This is a genomic window from Candidatus Hydrogenedentota bacterium (assembly GCA_018005585.1).
Classification (GTDB): domain Bacteria; phylum Hydrogenedentota; class Hydrogenedentia; order Hydrogenedentales; family JAGMZX01; genus JAGMZX01.
In genome coordinates this window covers 12504-31982 of the sequence record JAGMZX010000048.1, presented here as the reverse complement: position 1 = coordinate 31982, position 19479 = coordinate 12504, and the positions used below count along the sequence as shown (strand labels likewise).

Here is a 19479-nt window from a genome sequence, read left to right as displayed (position 1 = left end):
GCCGGCGCCTGGATTTCGGTCGCCGTTTCATGGCGCCGAATGTACCACACCGCCGCTCGGAGGGGAAGGAGCGGCACGCGGTTGCCGTTCTGGCATCCGGCCTGTGGGCCATATAGACGGCATGGGCGGGTCAGACGTTGAACGGCGCCGTCAATGCGCCGCCGTGTCCAGTTCCTCGAACGCGGCCTTCATCAAGAGCGGCCAGACGAGCGTCGCGTCCGCGTGTATTTCGGCGTAGCGGCCGCCCTCTTCGGGCGCGACGAACTTGCCCCAGCTCACGCCCTCGGAATAGGTGCAGCCGGAGAGACCGCCCCAGTGGACCGGCTCCGGGCAGATGCGAATGCCGTACTGGAACCTTGGCTCGCGCAACGTGATGCCGAGACGCGCCGCCGTGATGTCGTAGTACGGGGCAACCTGCTGCGCCCAGTTGCGCGGCACGCCGCCGCCCACGGTGAAGATGCCGATCCGTTTCGCGCGCCCGATCAGCCGCGCGTACTCCTGCAGGTCCAGGAACGGATTGTAGGACGGGATCGCCGAGAACACTATCTCAGGGTCTTGTTCTTCGCCAGGTTCCGGCGGACCGTTGCGGCGCGCGCGCAAGGCGGCGTCCATGGCGTGGGTCGAGAAATCGAGGCCCATCTCGCTGTCGGTAAACGCCGGGATGAACACCGGCACGCCTTTCTTCCAGGCGCTGCGCAGAATACCCGGCCCCTGGTCGAGCTGGTCGAGCCGCTCACCCACGGCGCGGCAGAACCGCGCCGAAGACCACACGCCCCCTTCCGGCTGCCCGTGGTCGAGCACATTCGCGACAAGCCGCGCCACGTCGTTCAGGTTCGACTCCATTTCGAGCGTGTCGTAGATGCGGTTGTAGCCCTTCTCGAACAGGCCGGCGTCGTCCACCGCGGGGTCCACGGCGTAGTGCGTCAGTCCGATCGACTCGGTGAGCCCGTGCGCCATGAGCGCGCCCGTCGCGACGACGGCCTGAACCATGCCGCGGTCGATCATTTTGCACATGATCAGGCCCTGCTTTGCCACGGTCATCGCGCCCGACACCGTGAGCACCATGGTGCATTCGGGGTCGCGGGCCATTTCGAGGAGAATGTCCAACGCCTCGCCCAGCTGTCGTCCGCCGAACGCGGTTTCGCGCATGGCGCGCACCAGCCCGGCGAAGGAACCGACGCGGCCAAGGTCGAGGCTTTCGAGCGGGCGCAAGCCATCCTCGCGCCCGTCATGCAACCGGCGTGTAATCATGTGCGATCAAAACCCCCTGACGAGATCAGCAGACCGCAAGAGCTGCGTCCGCTGCCGGCGCCTTTGCCGCTCTCTCCGGCAACGCGAACCGGGGCATCTCGGTGACCGTGACGTCGCCGAGGTCCAGTTCCTCGCGGATGAAGCGGAGCACGTCGCGGGGGTCCGTGTTGCCACAGGTAAAGACATCCATGGCAATCAGGCCCAGGTCCGCATAGGTATGGGCCGAGCAATGACTCTCGTCGAGCATGATCACGGCTGCAAAACCGGGGGGGGAGTCGCTACCGAACTTGTAGCGAATTTGCGACACGACCGTGGAACCGGCGCGTTCCGCCGCTCGTGCCATCACGGAGAGCACGAGCTTGTCGCTCAGACAAAGTTCCCGCGAGACGTTGCGACAATCGATGAGAAGATGCTTACCCTTGTGCAACTCATAAACCCTCCTCTGAGGTTTCCAGACTCCTGCGCCGCCTTACGCTGGGTCTCCGTCCTAAGGGAGGCTTGGGGCCGGCTCGATTGTCTGTTGTTCTGCCAACAACTGACCATTAAGGGCCGCATATAGTAAACATGCGCACAGGAAAAAATCAAGGGTTTTTTCGCTTCCCGTTTTTTCCCGGCCAGGCGCCCGCCAAGACCGGGCGTCTCGCCGCATGCTTCCAACCAATACACCGCGCGCGCGCAACTTATTCACGCCGCATGCGCGCCGGGCCGCAAAAGGTCAGGCGTGGTCCGCCTCCCATTGCCCGGTAATGGTCTGCAACAGGCCGGCTATCGCGTCCGTGCCGGGTTTCTCGGGAAGGGCGGACTTTTCCCGCAGCGCCACAAGCTCGGCAATTTCCCGATCCGCGCGTGCGATGAGCTCATCATAGGCGAATGCGCCCGCCCGCACCCGGCGCAGGAAATCGAGTTGCCCGCCCTCGAAACGCACGAGCGGAGCGCCCTCGCGGAAGATATGCTTGGCCGAAAACAGCAGCCGGAAGGTATGCATCATGTTTTTCGCGTCGTAATCGACTTCGCCGCGTTCCTGAGAGAGCCAGCGGGCCTCGTTGCGTTGCCGGCGCCAGGTCCAGTAGTCATGATGCTCCCGCAACGCCTTCTCGTACTCCATCCGATTATAGAGGAGCAGGCCGATGCACCGCCGGGTCTCGTCTTCCTCCGGGATGGACTCGCACGCGAGGTTATCGCCGCGGAACACGCCGCGCGCCGCCGCGCCGTAGTGATAGAGGCGGTAAACACCCGGACAGTGCTCGAGCGCGGCCGCGTGGCACTGAGCCAGGTCGACACGCGCCTCGGCGAGCGGCACGGGGCGATACGGCATGCGCGCGGAAGCCGGGGTCAGGGCTTCCCTGGGAACGAACCGGCAGAATTGGTCCTTCCGGGGCGGCTCTTCGGGCTTGGGATTGTTCACCCACTTGTTCCGGCCTCGGGCGCGTTTCACCTGCGCCAAGGCATAACCGACATGGGAGTCGAAAGCCTGTTTCGAGATGAAAAGGCCGCGCGCGGCGATCAGCGGGTCTGCATAGCGTGTCTGGAGCACGACGCAGTCCGCGGGCACAAAAAGCAGATCAATCACGTTGGGGTTCGCCGACGCGGCCAGTTCGAGAAAGCGCCGCAGCGCGTAGCAGGTCTCATTATGGCGAACATCGGACACCTGCTCCGGCGGCGGATGGATTGCCAGGTACGCCCGCGCGGGGAGCACGTACACGCCGCGGAAATCCGTGTCGCTATCCTGGAAGGCGGTTCCGCAGGCGCGGCTGCCCGCGATGCACCGGAAGATCAGGGACTTGTTCTCCGGAGAGAGCAGTTGTTCGAGGCTTGTGACCGGTTCCGGCTGCGCCATCGTCTTGTACCCTCGGCCCCGTTGCGGCGCCGGCGCGCCGCAGCCTCAGCATGGCACGATGACAGTCTCCGCGGCAATCCGCTCCACTTCGCCGCGTTCGAAGCGGCCGATATCCCAGGTCATCGCGTTGGCCGCGCCCGCCGCGACCCCGAAGCGGGCCATGTCCGCGAGCGGCCACCCTTCCTCGAGACCGACCGCGAAGGCGGCGACCAGCGCATCGCCGGAACCAACGGCATTGACTTCCCGGATCACGGGCGGGATTGCACGCAGCCGCTCGCCCTCGCGCGAAACGAGGGCCCCGTCTTTGCCCAGCGAAATCACAACGAGGCTCACGCCGCGCTCGTGAAAAAAGTCCAAGGCGCGCGCGCGCGCCGCGTCGTTATCCAGCGGAAAACCGAGCAGACCCTCCGCTTCGGTCTGATTGGGTTTGACCATGTAGGGCCGTGACTGGAGGGCAAGGGCGAGTTCCGCGCCGTACGTGTCGAGAATAGGCAAGACTTCCGCTTCCCATGCGAGCCGAATCAGCCGGGCATACAAAGAACGCGCTCCCGGATCAGGCACCGTGCCGTTGAATGTGACGATGCGGGCACGAGGAGCCGCCGCTTCAAACGAGTCGGCAATCTGCTCCGTTTCCGCTTCCGAAATGCCCGGCCCCGGCTCAAAGAAGGCGGTTTGCCGGTGCAGCGGCTCTTCCAACACCGTCGTGATGGTGCGGGTCATGCCCGCGACCCACAGGGGTATGCAGGTTACGCCGTCCTGCTGCTCGATCATGTCCACGACGTGACGGCCCGTGTGCCCGCCGACGACGACCATCGCTTCGGTGTCGCGGCCGAGAGCCTTGACGGCGCGCGAGACGTTAGTTCCCTTGCCGCCGGGGATGCAGGTGTACTTCCGGGAACGGATTTTCGCGCCGGGTTCCAACCGGTCGATGAATACTGTCTTGTCTACGCAGGGGTTCGGCGTAAACGTAAGGATCACGCCCGTTATCCCCGTGTCGTGTCAAGACAGCGGTCCAACGCGCAGCCCGCGGCCCCGATCACGCCCGAGTCGCCGCCCAGCCCCGCCGTGAGGATTTCACACCGGGCGCCCGGAACGGGGAAGCAGTTGGCCTTGGCGACTTCGCGCACCGTGTCCAGCAGCATGTCGCCCGCGGCGACCATGCCGCCGCACAACACGACCTTCTCCGGGTTCTGGTAATTGATGATGCTGGCGATGCCGATGCCCAGCCAAGTGGCCGTTTCCCGGAACGCCCAGAGCGCCAGCGCGTCGCCTTCCCGGGCCGCGTCGAAAATCATCTTGCCGTCCAATTGCTCGATGTCGCCGCGGGACATCTCGAGCAGGCGCGAGGTACGGAACGTCTCCAGCCCCTCGACGGCCGTCATGGTCATGCCCGTGACGGACGCATAGGTCTCGAGGCAGCCGCGCGCGCCGCAGCCGCACGGGCGCCCGTCGCGCATTACTTTCAGATGCCCGAGTTCCGCGGCCGTGCCGTCGATGCCGCGCAGGAGCTTGCCGAACACCACCACGCCGCCGCCGACACCCGTGCCCAGCGTGAGCACGGCCATGTTGTCCGCGCCCTGACCCGCGCCGAGCCAGTATTCTCCGTAGCAGGCCGCGTTCGCGTCGTTCTCGAGGAAACAGGGTGTGCCCAGCCGTTCCGAGAGGATGCGCGCCAGCGGCACATCGCTCCAACCGGGCATGTTCGTCAGACTGTATACAATGCCCGATTGCCAGTTGAGCGGACCGGGCGCGCCGACGCCGACGGCCAGGACGCTGTCCAGGCTGGCGCCGGCTGCGGCGGCTACCTCGCGGGCCGACGCTTCCATCGCGTCGATGACCGCGTCCGGTCCGGCGCCGGCGTTTGTGGGCCGCGACTCTTTCGCGAGCAACTGCTTGTCGCGAGAGAGAATGGCCGTCTTCAGATTCGTTCCCCCGAGGTCGATTCCAATGACGAAGTCGCTCACGATTCCCCGCTTCCTTCTGGTAATGCCAGCATTCCAACCGCTCGCCACGGGCGCAGTATAGGGCGCGCCGCGCGGCTCGCGCTACAGTGCGTCCCGCGCGTTGATGAATCCCAGCGCATTTTCGATGCGCTCGAGACACGTCTCCTTCCCGAGCAGTTCGGCCAGTTCAAACAGACCGGGGCCCACCGTCTTGCCGGTGAGAGCGAGCCGGATCGGATGAACGAACTTGCCCAGCCCGTCACTCATGCGCTCGGCAAGCGCCTTGACGGCGTCGTGCAAGTGCGTGCTGGTCCAATCTTGGACGCCGTCAAGGACGCCCAGCGCCGCTTCGAGGCGCAACCGGCCTTCCGCCTGGAAATGCTTGCGCACCCCCGCCTCCTCATAATCCGTGACCGGGAGGAAGAGGAAGTCGGTCTGCTGCGCGATGTGATTCAGCGTCGGCACCTTTTCCTGGCAGATTTCCGCCATGCGCATGAGCCATTCCGGCGATTTCGAGGCGGTGTCGAACCCGCTTTTCTCCAAGACAGGCACGACGCGGTCGCGAAAATCCGCCACGGGCAGGCGGCGAATGTGCTGGCCGTTCAGCCAATCGAGTTTCTTGCGGTCGAACCGCGCCGCGGACTTGGTCAGCCGTTCGAGCGTGAAATGCCGAACCAGGTCCTCGCGCGTGAAGAACTCGCGGTTCTCCTCCTCGGAGGTCCATCCGAGCAGCGCGACGTAATTGAGGATCGCTTCCGGCAGGTAGCCGTCGTCGCGCCAGTCGAGCACGTTCGCGCCGTGCATGCTCTTACTCAGCTTGCGCCCCTGCTCGTCGTGCACCAGCGGATGATGCGCGTATTGCGGAAGCGGAAACCCCAGGGCGTGGAACAGCATGACGTGCCGCGCCGCGTTCGTCAGGTGGTCGTCGCCGCGGATCACGTGCGTGATCTTCATGTGCGCGTCATCCACCACCACGGCCAGATGGAAGATGGGGTCGCCGTTCGGCTTGAGGATGACGAAATCATCGTACTCGCGGTTGTTCCAGCGCACCTCGCCCTGGATGATGTCGTGGAGCACCGTTTCCCCTTCGGGCACCTTGAACCGCACCGCGTACGGCGCATCGCCCATCGCGGCGACCTTGCCCGGCGCCGCGTCGCGCCACGGGCTCACGAACCGCTCGTGCGGGTGCGCATTGCGGAACGCGTCGACCTCCTCCTTCGCGCAGAAGCACTTGTACGCCTTGCCTTCCTCGACCAGGCGCATGGCCTCGCCGCGGTGCAATTCGCGCCGCTGCGACTGCCGGTAGGGACCGTAGCCGCCCTTTTCGGGATAGCCGCCGAATGCCGGGCCTTCGTCCCACTCGATGCCGAGCCAGCGGAACCCCTCGCACATGCCGTGCACGTACTGTTCCTCGGTCCGCTCCGTGTCCGTGTCTTCGAGGCGCAAGACAAAGACGCCGCCCGTCTTGCGCGCGAACAGCCAGTTATACAACGCCGTTTTCGCCGTGCCCATGTGCAGGAACCCGGACGGCGAAGGCGCAATACGGCAACGTGTGGTGCTCATGTCTACTCCCAGCAGGATACCCGCGACAGAAAGCGCGAGAATAGCATGCGACACAGGTCATTTTCATGCCAGGACCACGCCCCGCCGTGTCACAGCACTTGAAAACCCGCGCATTCATTGCACATAATGGAACCGCTTTTTCTCTCCTGTTCCCTGACAGAACCGAGGGGAAAACTGCATTGTTTCACCGCGCAGGCCGGCGCGCCTGCCTCATTACACACAGATGGGAGGCCGTCATGGCCGAGAAAACGCCTGGCACAGGTACGGATTTCATCCGCGAAATCATTCGACGCGACATCGAGTCGGACAAGTGGGGCGGCCGCGTCGCCACGCGGTTCCCTCCCGAGCCGAACGGCTACCTGCACATCGGGCACGCGAAATCCATCTGCATCAATTTCGGGATTGCGCGTGACTTCGGCGGCGTGTGCCATTTGCGCATGGACGACACGAACCCGACGAAGGAAGAGCAGGAGTACATCGACGCGATCCACGAGGATGTGCGCTGGCTCGGCTTCGACTGGGCGGAACACGAGTACTACGCCTCGGACTATTTCGAGCAGTTGCACGAATGGGCGGTACAGTTGATCAAGGCGGGCAAGGCCTACGTTTGCGACCTGAACGCGGACGAGGTGCGCGCGCATCGCGGCACGCTGACGCAGCCGGGCAAGGAAAGTCCCTACCGTGACCGATCCATCGAGGAGAACCTTGACCTCTTCGCGCGGATGCGCGCGGGCGAGTTCGAGGACGGCTCGCGCACGCTACGCGCGAAAATCGACATGGCCTCGCCAAATTTGAACATGCGCGACCCGGTCATGTACCGGATACTCAAGGCAACGCACCCGCACACGGGCGACGCCTGGTGCATCTACCCGATGTACGATTTCGCGCACGGGCAGTCCGACTCGATCGAACACATCACCCACTCGATTTGCACGCTGGAATTCGAGGATCACCGCCCGCTCTACGACTGGTTCTGCGAACAATTGGGCATCTGGCACCCGCAACAGATCGAATTCGCGCGCCTGAATCTCAATTACACCGTCATGAGCAAGCGCCGTCTGCTGCAACTGGTTCAGGACGGCCTTGTCAGCGGCTGGGACGACCCCCGCATGCCGACGATCCGCGGGATGCGCCGCCGCGGCTACACGCCCGAGGCGATCCGCGCGTTTTGCGAGGCCATCGGCATCGCCAAGGCCGATAATACGGTCGATATCGCGTACTTGGAGCATTTCGTGCGCGAGGACCTGAATAAGCGCGCGCCGCGTTACATGGGCGTGCTGAAGCCGCTCAAAGTGGTTATCGAGAACTACCCCGAAGGCCAGACCGAGGAGTTCGACGCGGTCAACAACCCCGAAGACCCGAGTGCGGGCACGCGCAAGGTGCCGTTCTCGAAGGTGATCTATATCGAGCAGGACGACTTCATGGAAGTCCCCGCGCCCAAGTATTACCGCTTGTCGCCGGGCCGCGAAGTGCGCCTGCGCTACGCCTATTTCATCAAGTGCACGGACGTAGTCAAGGATGCGGCCGGCAACGTTGTCGAGCTTCGCTGTACCTACGACCCGGCGACGCGCGGCGGCGATTCGCCCGACGGCCGCAAGGTCAAGGCGACCTTGCACTGGGTGTCCGAGCAGCACGCGTTCGACGCCGAGGTGCGGCTCTACGACCACCTGTTCTCGAAGGCGGACCCGGACGTTGTCGAGGAAGGCCAGGACTGGAAATCGAACCTGAATCCGAATTCGCTGCAAGTGCTGACGGGTTGCAAGCTCGAACCCGCGCTGAAGACCGTCGAGCCGGGCGCGCACCTGCAATTCGAGCGGCTCGCCTACTTCTGCGTGGACACGCGCGACTCGCAACCGGGCGCGCCCGTGTTCAACCGCACGGTGACACTGAAGGACGCCTGGGCCCGCATCAAGACGCGCGACCAGGCCTGACCGCACAAGAACCGAAACGTCCCGCCCGTGATCGTCTTCACGAGCGGGACGCGTGTCTCGAGACAAGAACGCCGCGGACTACTCGACGGCGCAGACCACGTCCATGTCCATGACCATGTCCATTTTCTGGCCCATCTGGTCTATGATCATGTGCACGGTGGACAGGACGTTGGATTTGTTGAGGTTGCCGCCGTCCACGTCGAACAGGATCCAGCCTTCATACTTCTCCATCTGGATGTCCATGGCCGCCGTAGCGCCTTCCTTCGGCTTCACGGTCAGGGTCACGGAAGGTTCCAGAATCGCCTGCTTCAAGTCGCTGGACACCGCGCGGACCTTGTACCGGATTTCCATGACCATTTCGCCGACTTCCGGGATGGCCTGCGTGAGCGTTCCGCCCTCAAATTCGTCTCCGGCCTTCACCTGCCCTTCCGGCAGTCCGATAAAGAGGTTGTTCATCATCTGGTCCATCTGCTGGATCGCCTGGTCGCCCTGAGGGCCGGCGCTGGCCAGAGCCGCGGACAAGGCCGAGGTGTCCACCTTAATCAGCTCGCCGCGCGGGGAGATCGTCGCGGTGACGGTCTTGTTCAGCATGGCGGCGAGCGCCTTGAATTGCTCTTCGCTCGGGTCGGGGTTGGTCTCCGAGTCGAAGGAAAGCGACGTGCCCATCATCTCCAGCTTCATGGTCACGTGGGTGATGCGCATTTCAGTCAGGTAATTGCCGTTGTCATCAATGGCCGTGACTTTGCAGGCCATGTCCATGGCCATCTCGGCGGGCGTATCTATCTTCATGCCGCCCATGTCCATCTTGAGCGCCATGTTCATGGTCATGTGCGTGTCGAACTGCTCGCCGGCGGAAAACTGGTACCGCAACAGAACCGCTTCGCCGGAAACGGCATCGAAGGCGGGCGGCTCCAGCGCCCAGCCAGTGAAAGATGCGATCAGAGTGGTAACCAGCGCGAACAACACTATCGAACGTGGTCTCATGGGGCCTCTCCTCAGTTCAGGCTATTTCTAATCTCGAGATAGGACTCACGCACCCGGCTCTGCCGCGGGAGCCGCGATACTCTCCTCCGGCTCGGCCGTTTCCGATTCGTCGCTGACACGGAAACGCGATTCGGTCAGCAAGGTCGCGTCGAAAGTCTGGCCGGCTTGCGTCATTTGCATGCTGGCCGATATCGTTGAAAACGACTCTGCGACGCAGCCTTGATTCAGGTCCACCAAAGACCACCCTGCCGAAGTCGCGCCGCGGGATTCGAACTTCACCTTGTCCTGGTCGATGGGCAACAGTTCCACCTTGCCCACGGGTTCCAGCAGCAGACGCATGCCGCCCGCTTCGATGGCGCCGACCTTGTACGTGCCTTCCCGGTTGATGACGCCCGAGCCGGCCACCGTCTGCACCTGCGAGCCCGTGTCGAAAACCGCGCCCGGCTGAACCGCTTCTTCCGGCAACGCGAGGAACGCCGCTCGCAACATCTGCAGCACGCTCTCTTCGAGACTGGACTGGGCGGACGCCCCGTGGGCGGCGTCCATCCCTTCCACCAGCGCGCTTACATCGTGTTCGAGCACCTGGCCCCGGCTGCTGACCTTCGCGCGCGCCGGTTGCTCGACGAGGCGCTGCACGAATTCCAGACCCTGGCGCGGCGGAGCGTCCGACGCGGTGTCATACTTGACCTGCATCGCAAACATGTTCATGTCGATGGCGTACCGGGTGAATTGCAGTTCGATCGTCGCCGCGCCGGCGTCGTCGATCTCCAACACACGCGCGCGCGCTTCCATATGGATTATGACCGGCATGACCATGTCCCGGGCGCCGATCTTGATCGTGAAATCGCCCTTCGATTCGAGTTCGAACGCGCGCGTCCAGTCCGGCGAGAAGGCGTAGCGCGGCAATACGGGCTCGTTGCTCGTCGCGTCGAAAGCCGGCGCGGGCGCGTCCAATACGGGCGCATCCGGCGCCTGCGGGGCCTCGGCATGGGGCGCCACCGAGATCGGGTTCGTGTAGACCCAGGGCGTCCACGCGCCGAGAATCTCCAATTCGGCCTCGACGCGGTATTTGCCCACGGCATCCGGCTGCCACGATAGGCTCGTGCCCACCTGTTGCGCGACGGTTTGGCCGTCGCGCTTGATGGTGAACCGGCAACGATGGGGCGCGGCGGCGCGCAATCGCAGTTCCGGCGTCAACCCGATGCTTTCGCCCATGACTGCCCGCTGGTCCGGCCCCTCCGCCAGAAACGTGAAGCCGGTGCTGTCCGCGATCATGTCGAATCCGACATAGACGCGGCCCTGCCGCAGCGCATCGAGCACGCTTTCCTTCGACAATTCCTTCGCCAGGATATGCGTGCTTACATAGCGGACCATGCGCTCGTAGGGGTCGAGCTGAAAGTGGAACAATTCCCGGTTCGGCTCGAGCGGCCCGAAGAATACGCGGAGCAGCGACCGCGTGAAGAAATTCAGCGAATACGTGCCGATGTCGTCCGGGCTGGTATCGCGCAGGAGCAGCTTGCCGTCCGGCGTGTAGATGCCCACGACCCCGTTGTTCTGATGGCAGTCGTTCGCGGCGATGCCCACGATCTTGCGCGTCCTGTTGAGCCGGTCCCAATTCTCGAGGATCGCCGTCTGGCGGTCGAACATGAGCCGGAACGTCTGGTCCGGATACGCCCCGAGGTTCAGAATCAGGTCCGGAATAAGCCTGGAAAACCCCTCATCCTTGAAGTCCGTGTGGATGTTGTAAATCTCCATGCCGGTCAGTTCGGGCAGGTTCCAGTTACGGTCTTCCTCCGTATGCGCGAAGAACAACACGCCGCCCAAGTCCCCGATGCGCCGCGCCAGCGCCTCTTCGTCCTCCCCACAGTCCAGCGCCGTTTCCCGAGGCAGGCCCCAAGGCATGAACCCATGCGGCATCTCGTAGCCCGGTATGAAAACGACCCCGTCGTGGACTCCGTCCCACTGAAGCGAGAAGTCGGCTTTTCCTCCCTCGCAATGGTCCGACATGCAGATGAAAGAGCGGCCCGTCTCTTTCAGCACGCGCAGAATTTCCTCGAATGGCACGTCGCAGTCGTGAGAGAGCTCGGAGTGGCTGTGGCAAACCCCGCGGTAATCCTCCCAGCCGTCTTCGAGCGTCACGTCGACGCGCGCCGACCGGATGGCGTCCCAGGCGCGGGCCTCGCGCGGGAACTGGACGAAGCGGTTGTACAAGGCGCCCCGGAAATACACGACAAACGCAATAAACAGCAGCACCAGCGCCAGCAGCGTCAGGCGCACCAGCCAACGGAGCACGAACCGGAGTCTTCGCATCGGCGGTAGTCCTTTCAGACGGGTGGTCATGTCAAGAGCATGCGTGCCCTGCCCAGTATTCGGAAGCGCCGCAGGCGCTGTCTTCGGGGTCAAAACGCCCCCACCATGCGGAGAAAACCGCGGGACGTCTTCAACGCGTGCTTAGAACAAGAAAACGATACTCGAAACCGCGCTGTAATTCCAAGCAATCCCCGCCAGGCGTGTCACCCGCCGCGCCCCGATGCCTGAAGAATCGCGCTGCACAGGGCTTCCGGTTGCTGCGAACCGATGATGCAGGGTTTCTGCGCTGTCTCCAGGAAAACGCCCCGATTGCCGCGGGCGTTCAGAAAGCGGCAGGGCCGGCCCTCGAAACGTCCGAAACGAATACCCCAACCGCCTGCGTCCCGCAGCGGCCGGTACTCGACGGCGCGCGCCGCGCGGATATCCGTCAACGCGAATCGCTTGCGGTAGCAGGTAAAAAGGAGGCCAAACCGGACCGTGACCGCGTCGCGCGTGACTTCGGTGCCAAGTCCCAGCAGGTTTGCCACCATGACGCCTCCCAGGGCCCAGGTACCGAGCACAACAATCTGGAGGGTCGCGTCGCCGGTCTGCGCCAGCACCAGCGCCAGCGCGGCCAGCGCGCCCAACTCGCCGATGACCAGCACTGCGTAAACCCAAGGCGCGAACGTCTGTTTTTCCGTGTAGAGCGGCATGCCGGTACTCCCATTGGTGATGGATACAACCGCGCCGCGCGCGTATTCGCGCGAAAACGGCCCCAAGGCGTTACTGCGAGCCCCCGGTATCCGGCGCGCCGTCCGCGCGTTCCGCGCGCAAGGGGATGCGCACTTCGAAGCGCGCTCCCCCTTCTTCCCGGTTCGCGAACGACACCGCGCCATGATGGGCCGTCACGATCCGGTGAACGATGGCCAGGCCCAACCCCGTCCCGCCCTGCTTGCGCGAGAAAAACGGCATGAACGGGTCCTCTCCCGGCCTTAGATGCAGGCCCGGCCCGTTATCATCAACCGTGAATACGACTTCAGGTCCGGCGGTCCGGACGCATATTGCCACTTCGCCGCCCGTCTCGAGCATATCAATGGCGTTTCCGATGATATTCGCGAGACATTGGGCCAGTTTGACCGGGTCCGCGGGGAACGCCGCCGGTTCCGCCGCGAAGTCGGTCCGGACTGTAATCTGCCGGGCTTGGGCCGCGGGCTGGGTAAGTTGCAGTGCGCGGTCCACGATGTCCCGGGCGGTGCAGGCCGTGGGCTCCAGGTCGAAAGGCTTCGCGAAGCTGAGGAACTGGCGGATAACGCGCTCGAGATTGCCGGCTTCCTGCATGATCCGGACGGCCGAGGAATGGTGCTTGCTGTCCTCGCCCAGGCGCCGGGCCAGCAGTTCCGCCATGCCCGTGATAATGCTGAGTGGATTGCGCAATTCATGCACCACGCCCGCGGTGAGTTCGCCGATCTCGGCCAATTGCCGGTTCAGGGCGGCCACGCGTTCCAGGTGCCGGATTTCCGTTAAGTCGGTGAACAGAAGGATGGCGCCGCCGGCCGCGTCGCGCAACGGGGACGCGCTCAGCCCGATGACCTTCTGCGCGCCGTCCGGCGTGGTGATGCGCAATTCGCGCCGCGAGATAGGCCGGTTGCGTTCGGCCAATTCACACAGGACGGCCCCAACCTCCTCGAGTCCGTCTCCCGTGTGCAACTGTTCCCCGAGGCGGAAGCGGTCCGGCGTCACGTGCAAATGCGCGCAAGCGGCCGGGTTCGCAATGAGGATGACGCCCTTGCCATCCACCGCAAGGACGCCGCTGGTCAGATTCTCGATGACCTGTACATACGGACTTGTGGCTTCATGGGTCATGGGAGTTGCCCCGCCCTGTCTCGCGACCGCATCCTAAGATAGCCGAGATCGCAGCGCCGTTGCCAATCGATTGAACTCGTCCATATCCAGCGTCTGGGGCCGCCGTTCGCCGTCGATACCGCTTGTGGCAAGCCCCGCCATGACGGCCTCCCGCGACAGCCCGAATGGGCGCGCATGGCACAGCGAATTCTTGAGCGTCTTGCGCCGCTGCGCAAATGCCGCCCGCGCTACCGCGAGCGTGTCCGCGATGCGCTGCTTTGCGGCGGGCTCCATGGCGCGGCACCGGAAACGCACGATACAACTGTCGACCTTGGGCCGGGGCACGAAACACGTGGCGGACACATGATGGACGATATCCACCTCGGCGTACAGCCGCGCAGCAAGTGTCAGTACGCCGTAGTCCGGCGTATCCACGTTGGCGGTCAGCCGCTGCCCGACCTCCGCCTGAACCATGACGACAAGACGGCTGAAGAACACCGGCGATTCGAGAAAATGGAACAGAAGCGGCGTCGTAATGTAGTAGGGCAAGTTCGCGACGAGCTTGAACTGAGAGCAGCCGGACAGGAACTCGTTCAACAGGCCGTCGAGGTCATGGTTCAGCACATCCCCGCGAAACAGGCGCACGTGCGGCATGGCCCCGAACTGGTCCTCGAGGCAGGGCATGAACGATGGGTCAATCTCGATGGCAAGCACATGCCCCGCCCGTTCCGCCAGCAACGCCGTGAGCGCGCCCAGACCGGCGCCGACCTCGACCACGCTGTCTTCCGGCGAGAGGGCCGCCGCGCTCGCCATAATGCGGTTGATGTTGCCGTCCAGCAGCAGGTTCTGTCCCAAGGCCTTCTTGAACCGGATCCCATAGCGCCGCACCTTCTCGCGCAGGTTCCCGGCATAGGCCCCCTGGGCCCCTTGCGTTTCGCGCGCGCGGCTGACGCGCTCCGGTTTTCGGCCCCGATGCGCCACCTTGGCTACCTTGTCGCGGCTCTGCGGCCTTTGTCGGCAATGTGCCTCATGAGGAGGAGAACTGGACCAGAATCTGGGTGTTGTTCTCCGCGGGAAAACGATACTCGAAGGACACGGTCTCCAGCGCTTGCGTGGTTGCGGCGTCCGCGGCGGGCAGCGTGACCGGGATGAATAGGAGCACATTGGCCTGCGAGCCCAGAACGGCGTTCGAGTGAAGCGGCCCGAGCTTGTATCCGCCGGACGGGAAGGTGAGTTGCCCCTTGAATACCCATTCCACGTCTTCGGGCGAGGCCTTCGCGATTGTGCCCGTGAGGCCATACGAACCCGAGACGGAGTACAAAAGCTCGTCATCGATTCGCGACAGCGTAACGGTGGCTACATCCGCGCGCGCCATTTGTTCCGGGCTAAGAAAGGCCAGCGATTGCTGGTTCTGCTGCGCCTCGCCGGGCGGCGGCGGCGATTGCGCCGGCGCTGGAACGATGGCGGTATCCTCCGCTTGCGGTTCAGGCGCAGGCGCCACGGTTGCCTGTTCCGGTTGCGCCGCCGCGGGCTCGGGAACGGGCGGCGCCGCGGGCGGGGCGGTTCTCGGCGCTTCCGCGGGCACGCAACCCACAGTGGCAAAAAGCAGGGCCAGCATGGCCAGGGCAAGCACGTAGATCCTGCATCGCATAGGGCGGGTTCTCCTGGGCGTGAGGCGTATATGCCCGCGCGCGTCATGGGACGCATGGTAGCAAGTGTCGGGGCGCCGAATCTATCTGACGGACAAGGCCCGCTCTTTTCATTGCCGGGAGTTTGACGGTTTCCCCGTTCGCGGCTATGATCACGGGACGGAGAGAACGCGATGCCTCAAGTCATCATCGAGCAGCCGGGCGTGCCGCCCATGACGGTGCCCCTCTGCAAGGAGGAGACCCGTTTCGGCCGCTCGGAGGACAGCGACGTGGTCCTCGTCGCGGACGAGGTGTCGCGGCACCACGCCAAGATCTGCTTGAAAAATGACAAGCCGATACTGGTGGACCTCAAGAGCCTGAACGGCACCTACGTGAACCGGCAGCGTATCGTCGAGCGTGTGCTTGCCCACATGGACGAAATCTGGTTTGGCAGCAAGTGCCGCCTTGTTTTCCGCGACGACACCCAACTCGGCCGCAAGACGTCGCTCACCCCGCCGGAAGAATCGCAATTGCTGCGGAACATGGACAAGATCCGCGCGGAGATGGACCGCGTCGGCAGCAGCATGACCATGATCGGGACGCGCACGCCGGTCCACATCCAGGAAAAGACGGCCGCCGTCCCGCCCTTGAATTCGGAAGAAGTGGTAAAGATGGGGCGCGCATACCGGCGTCTCGCGGCCCTCCACCGCGCCGGTCAGGTCATGGCCTCGAATTTCGAGCTGAACGCCCGCCTCTCGAGCCTGCTCGACATCGCCCTGGAGGTCATGGAGGCCGAACGCGGTTTCGTCATGCTGCGGGAGGAAGGCACCACCAATCTTACCGTGAAGGTGGCGCGCGGCATGGGGCGCGACCTCGAAGCCAGTTCCCCCAGCATGGGCATCGCGGGCCGCGCGGCCATTGACGGCGAGCCCGTGCTCATGGCCGACCGCTCGACGGACCGCGAATTCGGCATGCGCGAGAGCATCATCCGCAATCAGATTCGCAGTGCCATGTGCGTGCCGCTGCGCATTCACGACCGCGTGCTCGGCTCCATCTACGTCGACACGACCCAAACGGCCGGTTCTTTCGGCGAGGAAGACCTCGAACTGTTTCAGTCGCTGGCCAATCAATCGGCCCTCGCCATTGACAATGTCCGCCTGCACCAGCAGGTGGTGGCAGCGGAAAAGAAACGGGAAAACCTCGGCCGGTTCCTCTCGCCCGCGATTGTCGACAAGATTATCAACGAGGAAAGCCGGCTGGAACTGGGCGGGCGCAAACAGCGCGTTACTACGATGTTTTGCGACATCCGCGGCTCGAGCAAGATCGCCGAACAATTGCAGCCGCACGAACTCGTGCAACTCCTGAACGAGCACTTCACGGCCATGACCGAGATTGTCTTCGCCCATCACGGCACTCTCGACAAGTATATCGGCGACGAATTGATGGCCGTGTTCGGATCGCCCATCTGCGCCTCGGATGATTGCCTGCGCGCCATCCGCGCCGCACTCGCCATACAGCGGCGCAACGCCGAACTGAACGCGCAACGCGCGCAGGACGGGCGCGTCCCGCTCGACCTTGGCATTGGCATCGATACGGGCGAAGTCATCGCGGGTTATGTAGGCTCGCCACAGCGCATGGAGTTTACCGTCGTCGGGGACCGCGTCAACACAGCGAAACGGTTCTGCGACATGGCCGGCGCCGGCAAGGTGGTCGTGGGACAGGAGCTGTGGGATGAAATCAAGGGCCTTGTCGTGTCCTATCCCATCGGCTCGGTCATGCTCAAGGGGAAAGCCCAGCCCGTGAACGCCTACGAGATTGCCGGCCTGAAAGAGTAACCCCGCGAGCGCGCGGAAGGTCATGCCGTCAGCGTTTTCGTGAGAACCGGCGCGTCTCAAGACGATCCGGGGGAAAAAGCCCGCAGGAGGACGACCGCCGTCAGCCCCAGCCCGGCGAGCAGGATAACGGCCTGCCACGCATAACGTTTGAACAACGACGGCGTTTCCTGCGGCGTGGCGGTGCCCGTTTCCGCTGGTGCGGCCTCGGGCAGCGTGGTATCCGGGGCGAGGCGCCGTTCAACCTCAGCCGCCATCGTCCGAGCGCGCCCCGCCAGTTCAACCTCCTCGATGCGCACGTACGATTCGCCGGCCTGATTGCTTATCTTGCGGAAACCGGCCTTCTCCGCCTCGCGCGCGCGCCGCTCCTCGCGTTTGTGCCGCAGTTCAGCCCGGAGATCAACGATCTTGCTCCTGAGCATCGTTCGCACGTCCTGCGCCGGAAGCCAAGGGCTGTCGACGCGAATCGTGGCCTGCTCTCCGGCTTCCTCGTACGTTCCGTACACGACTTCGCCGTTGTCGAGGGTTATGACATACGTCTTGATTTCGTCTTCGGGGGGTGGTGCGTCCTGACCCAGCATCAGGCAAACGCATGTGGTCATCAAAGCAATCATGGAGGCAAGTATACGGCCATGTCCCGAAGGCGAGCAAGAGTCCGGGAGGAAGCGCATCCGGCGGCCGCACCGGGCGCCGTCTTGAAACCATTTCCCCGGCGGGAGTATGAATGGCTGCATGAGAGTCCCATTGCATGGCCCCTTCCAGTTCCTCGTCTTTGCGGTGCTCGCGGTTGCCTGCGCCGGTTGCGCGACTTCCGGAAGGCCGCGCCAGGACGCCGCAAGCGCGCCGGGTCAGTTCCCGGAGGTCACGTATCGGCAGGACGCGAGTCTTATGGGCGTGACGGTCCGCCAATTGGGCGAGCAGTGCGGCGGCGGCCTGGCGCTCGTGAACGGGCTAGAGGGAATCCCCGTTGGCCCCCTTAAACTGCGCGATTTCGCTTATGAAGCGCTCGTGCAACACCTTGCGGCGGAATCGGGGCTGGCCTTTCTGGCCACGCCTCACTATTTTCTCCTGTATCCTCCCGAATATAAGGCGCTCGAAAGCCTCTCCGTGGCCACGGCCCTGCCGTCGCGGTACCACGACATCCGGACGACGTGTTCGTTCGGCAGCGGAACGGCGCTCTACAATGTGCTGGGCGTGCTCGGCACGAACCTCGGACTTGCCCTGGTCGCGGACAACGTGGTGGCCGAAGTGAAGTGCGGCGAACTATTCCTGACCGAAGCTCCGCTCCCGGCCGTCTTGGACGCCATCTTGCAGTCGGCCCGCATGAGCCCGCAGGCATTGGTCGTGGAATGCAGCGACGAATACATCTTCTTCCGTTCCAGAAGCAACCAGAGCGCGCCGGACAACCTCTTGAACCCGGACGCGCTCTCCCCGGAGCAAGGGCGGCTGCTCGAGAAACAGGTAAGCATATGCCTGCCCGAACGCCCGGAATCCGGGACCCAGATTGTCGTCTGCCGCGCCGCGATGACGCTCAAGGCCGCATTGCCCGCCTTGGCCGCGCAGCTGGGGTGCGACGTCCGCGCCGCGGCCGGGTTGGAAGAACTTCCGGTGAACTTCACCGTCATGAACCGTGTCCGCCTGCAAAGCGCGCTCGAACTGCTCATTCGACAGTGGCCGATTGCGGAGTTCGGCTATGAAGTGACGGCGGACGGCATCGTCATACGCCGCCGCTGAACGCAGGCGCGGTCACCGTCCGTTGCCCGGCGCGTGCAGCCGCACGATAAACTCCGTGGCGCGGTCCTGCATTTCCGTGGCAAGGTCTTCGGCCCGTTTCATGTACAGACCGTGAAACGCGAGCGCCGGTATCGCGATGCACAGCCCGGCCACGGTCGTAATCAGGGCTTTTGAGATGCCCGCCGACAGCACGTTCGGGTCGCCGAGCCCCGCCGCCGATATCGCGTTGAACACCGTCACCATGCCGAGCACGGTTCCGAGCAGGCCGAGCAGCGGACTGACCGCGGCGATGATTTCCAGGACGGTAAGTCCCCGCTCGAGACTGCCAACCTGGAGCCGGCCCGCGGCGTGCATTTTCTCGATGGCCTGATGGTAGTCGAGGTCGCGTGTTTGAAGCGTCTCGACGATGATGCGCGCAAGAGGGCTTTTCCCGTCCCGGCACGCGTTCGCCACCGTCTCCGGCGGCGCGCCGTCCGTGTACGCATTTATAGCGCGAAGCACGCGCGCGTCCAGCACGTTGCGCCGCCGCAACGCAAACGCCCGCTCGATGATGATTGCCCCGGCCGCCACGGAACACAGCCCCAGCGGGACCATGGTCCAGCCGCCCTGCTTCAGCAATTCCAGTGTGTCAAACATAAAGTCCTC

The 19479-nt window shown here is 64.0% G+C and carries 17 protein-coding genes; 3 read left to right on the top strand and 14 right to left on the bottom strand.

Features of this window, described 5'->3' with window-relative positions:
- Positions 1-150 precede the first annotated feature (150 nt).
- The 6 genes from KA184_10250 to KA184_10225 all read right to left on the bottom strand — a co-directional run bounded on the left by KA184_10250 (position 151) and on the right by KA184_10225 (position 6594).
- A complete protein-coding gene (locus KA184_10250; protein MBP8129946.1) occupies positions 151-1251 on the bottom strand; it encodes a deoxyhypusine synthase family protein in 1101 nt (366 codons plus the stop codon).
- Between the two features lie 25 nt (positions 1252-1276).
- On the bottom strand, positions 1277-1678 hold the full coding sequence (gene speD, locus KA184_10245; protein ID MBP8129945.1) for an adenosylmethionine decarboxylase: 402 nt from the start codon (positions 1676-1678) through the stop codon (positions 1277-1279).
- A gap of 288 nt (positions 1679-1966) precedes the next feature.
- Positions 1967-3088, bottom strand: a complete 1122-nt coding sequence (locus KA184_10240) for a nucleotidyltransferase domain-containing protein (GenBank protein ID MBP8129944.1) — start codon at positions 3086-3088, stop codon at positions 1967-1969.
- A gap of 45 nt (positions 3089-3133) precedes the next feature.
- Positions 3134-4066, bottom strand: a complete 933-nt coding sequence (locus KA184_10235) for a 1-phosphofructokinase family hexose kinase (GenBank protein MBP8129943.1) — start codon at positions 4064-4066, stop codon at positions 3134-3136.
- Positions 4067-4071: 5 nt separating this feature from the next.
- Positions 4072-5052, bottom strand: coding sequence for an ROK family glucokinase (locus KA184_10230; protein MBP8129942.1), 981 nt, complete (start codon positions 5050-5052; stop codon positions 4072-4074).
- A gap of 81 nt (positions 5053-5133) precedes the next feature.
- On the bottom strand, positions 5134-6594 hold the full coding sequence (locus tag KA184_10225; protein MBP8129941.1) for a glutamate--tRNA ligase: 1461 nt from the start codon (positions 6592-6594) through the stop codon (positions 5134-5136).
- Positions 6595-6830: 236 nt separating this feature from the next.
- Between KA184_10225 and KA184_10220 the strand changes: the two genes are divergently transcribed.
- Positions 6831-8525: a glutamine--tRNA ligase/YqeY domain fusion protein gene (locus KA184_10220; GenBank protein ID MBP8129940.1), complete on the top strand. Its 1695-nt coding sequence runs from the start codon at positions 6831-6833 to the stop codon at positions 8523-8525.
- A 78-nt stretch (positions 8526-8603) separates the two neighbouring features.
- Here the strand turns inward: KA184_10220 and KA184_10215 are convergent, their stop codons facing one another.
- The 6 genes from KA184_10215 to KA184_10190 form a co-directional block, all read right to left on the bottom strand.
- Positions 8604-9509 (bottom strand): hypothetical protein, encoded by a 906-nt coding sequence (locus KA184_10215; GenBank protein MBP8129939.1) that lies wholly within the window; start codon positions 9507-9509, stop codon positions 8604-8606.
- A gap of 45 nt (positions 9510-9554) precedes the next feature.
- Complete coding sequence (locus KA184_10210) at positions 9555-11819, bottom strand: hypothetical protein (GenBank protein ID MBP8129938.1); 2265 nt, start codon at positions 11817-11819, stop codon at positions 9555-9557.
- A gap of 203 nt (positions 11820-12022) precedes the next feature.
- Positions 12023-12511 (bottom strand): hypothetical protein, encoded by a 489-nt coding sequence (locus KA184_10205; protein MBP8129937.1) that lies wholly within the window; start codon positions 12509-12511, stop codon positions 12023-12025.
- 70 nt (positions 12512-12581) lie between these two features.
- Entirely contained in the window at positions 12582-13661 is a 1080-nt protein-coding gene (locus KA184_10200; GenBank protein ID MBP8129936.1) for a PAS domain-containing protein, read from the bottom strand.
- A gap of 33 nt (positions 13662-13694) precedes the next feature.
- Positions 13695-14621: a ribosomal RNA small subunit methyltransferase A gene (rsmA, locus tag KA184_10195; protein ID MBP8129935.1), complete on the bottom strand. Its 927-nt coding sequence runs from the start codon at positions 14619-14621 to the stop codon at positions 13695-13697.
- Positions 14622-14667: 46 nt separating this feature from the next.
- A complete protein-coding gene (locus KA184_10190) occupies positions 14668-15291 on the bottom strand; it encodes a hypothetical protein (GenBank protein MBP8129934.1) in 624 nt (207 codons plus the stop codon).
- A 171-nt stretch (positions 15292-15462) separates the two neighbouring features.
- Between KA184_10190 and KA184_10185 the strand changes: the two genes are divergently transcribed.
- Positions 15463-17103: an FHA domain-containing protein gene (locus tag KA184_10185; protein MBP8129933.1), complete on the top strand. Its 1641-nt coding sequence runs from the start codon at positions 15463-15465 to the stop codon at positions 17101-17103.
- A 56-nt stretch (positions 17104-17159) separates the two neighbouring features.
- Here the strand turns inward: KA184_10185 and KA184_10180 are convergent, their stop codons facing one another.
- Positions 17160-17702: a hypothetical protein gene (locus KA184_10180; GenBank protein ID MBP8129932.1), complete on the bottom strand. Its 543-nt coding sequence runs from the start codon at positions 17700-17702 to the stop codon at positions 17160-17162.
- A 130-nt stretch (positions 17703-17832) separates the two neighbouring features.
- Here KA184_10180 and KA184_10175 point away from each other — a divergent pair, with 130 nt between their 5' ends.
- Positions 17833-18834, top strand: coding sequence for a hypothetical protein (locus tag KA184_10175; protein MBP8129931.1), 1002 nt, complete (start codon positions 17833-17835; stop codon positions 18832-18834).
- A 12-nt stretch (positions 18835-18846) separates the two neighbouring features.
- On the opposite strand, the gene KA184_10170 is transcribed toward KA184_10175, so the two are convergent.
- Positions 18847-19470 (bottom strand): MotA/TolQ/ExbB proton channel family protein, encoded by a 624-nt coding sequence (locus KA184_10170; GenBank protein ID MBP8129930.1) that lies wholly within the window; start codon positions 19468-19470, stop codon positions 18847-18849.
- Positions 19471-19479 lie beyond the last annotated feature (9 nt).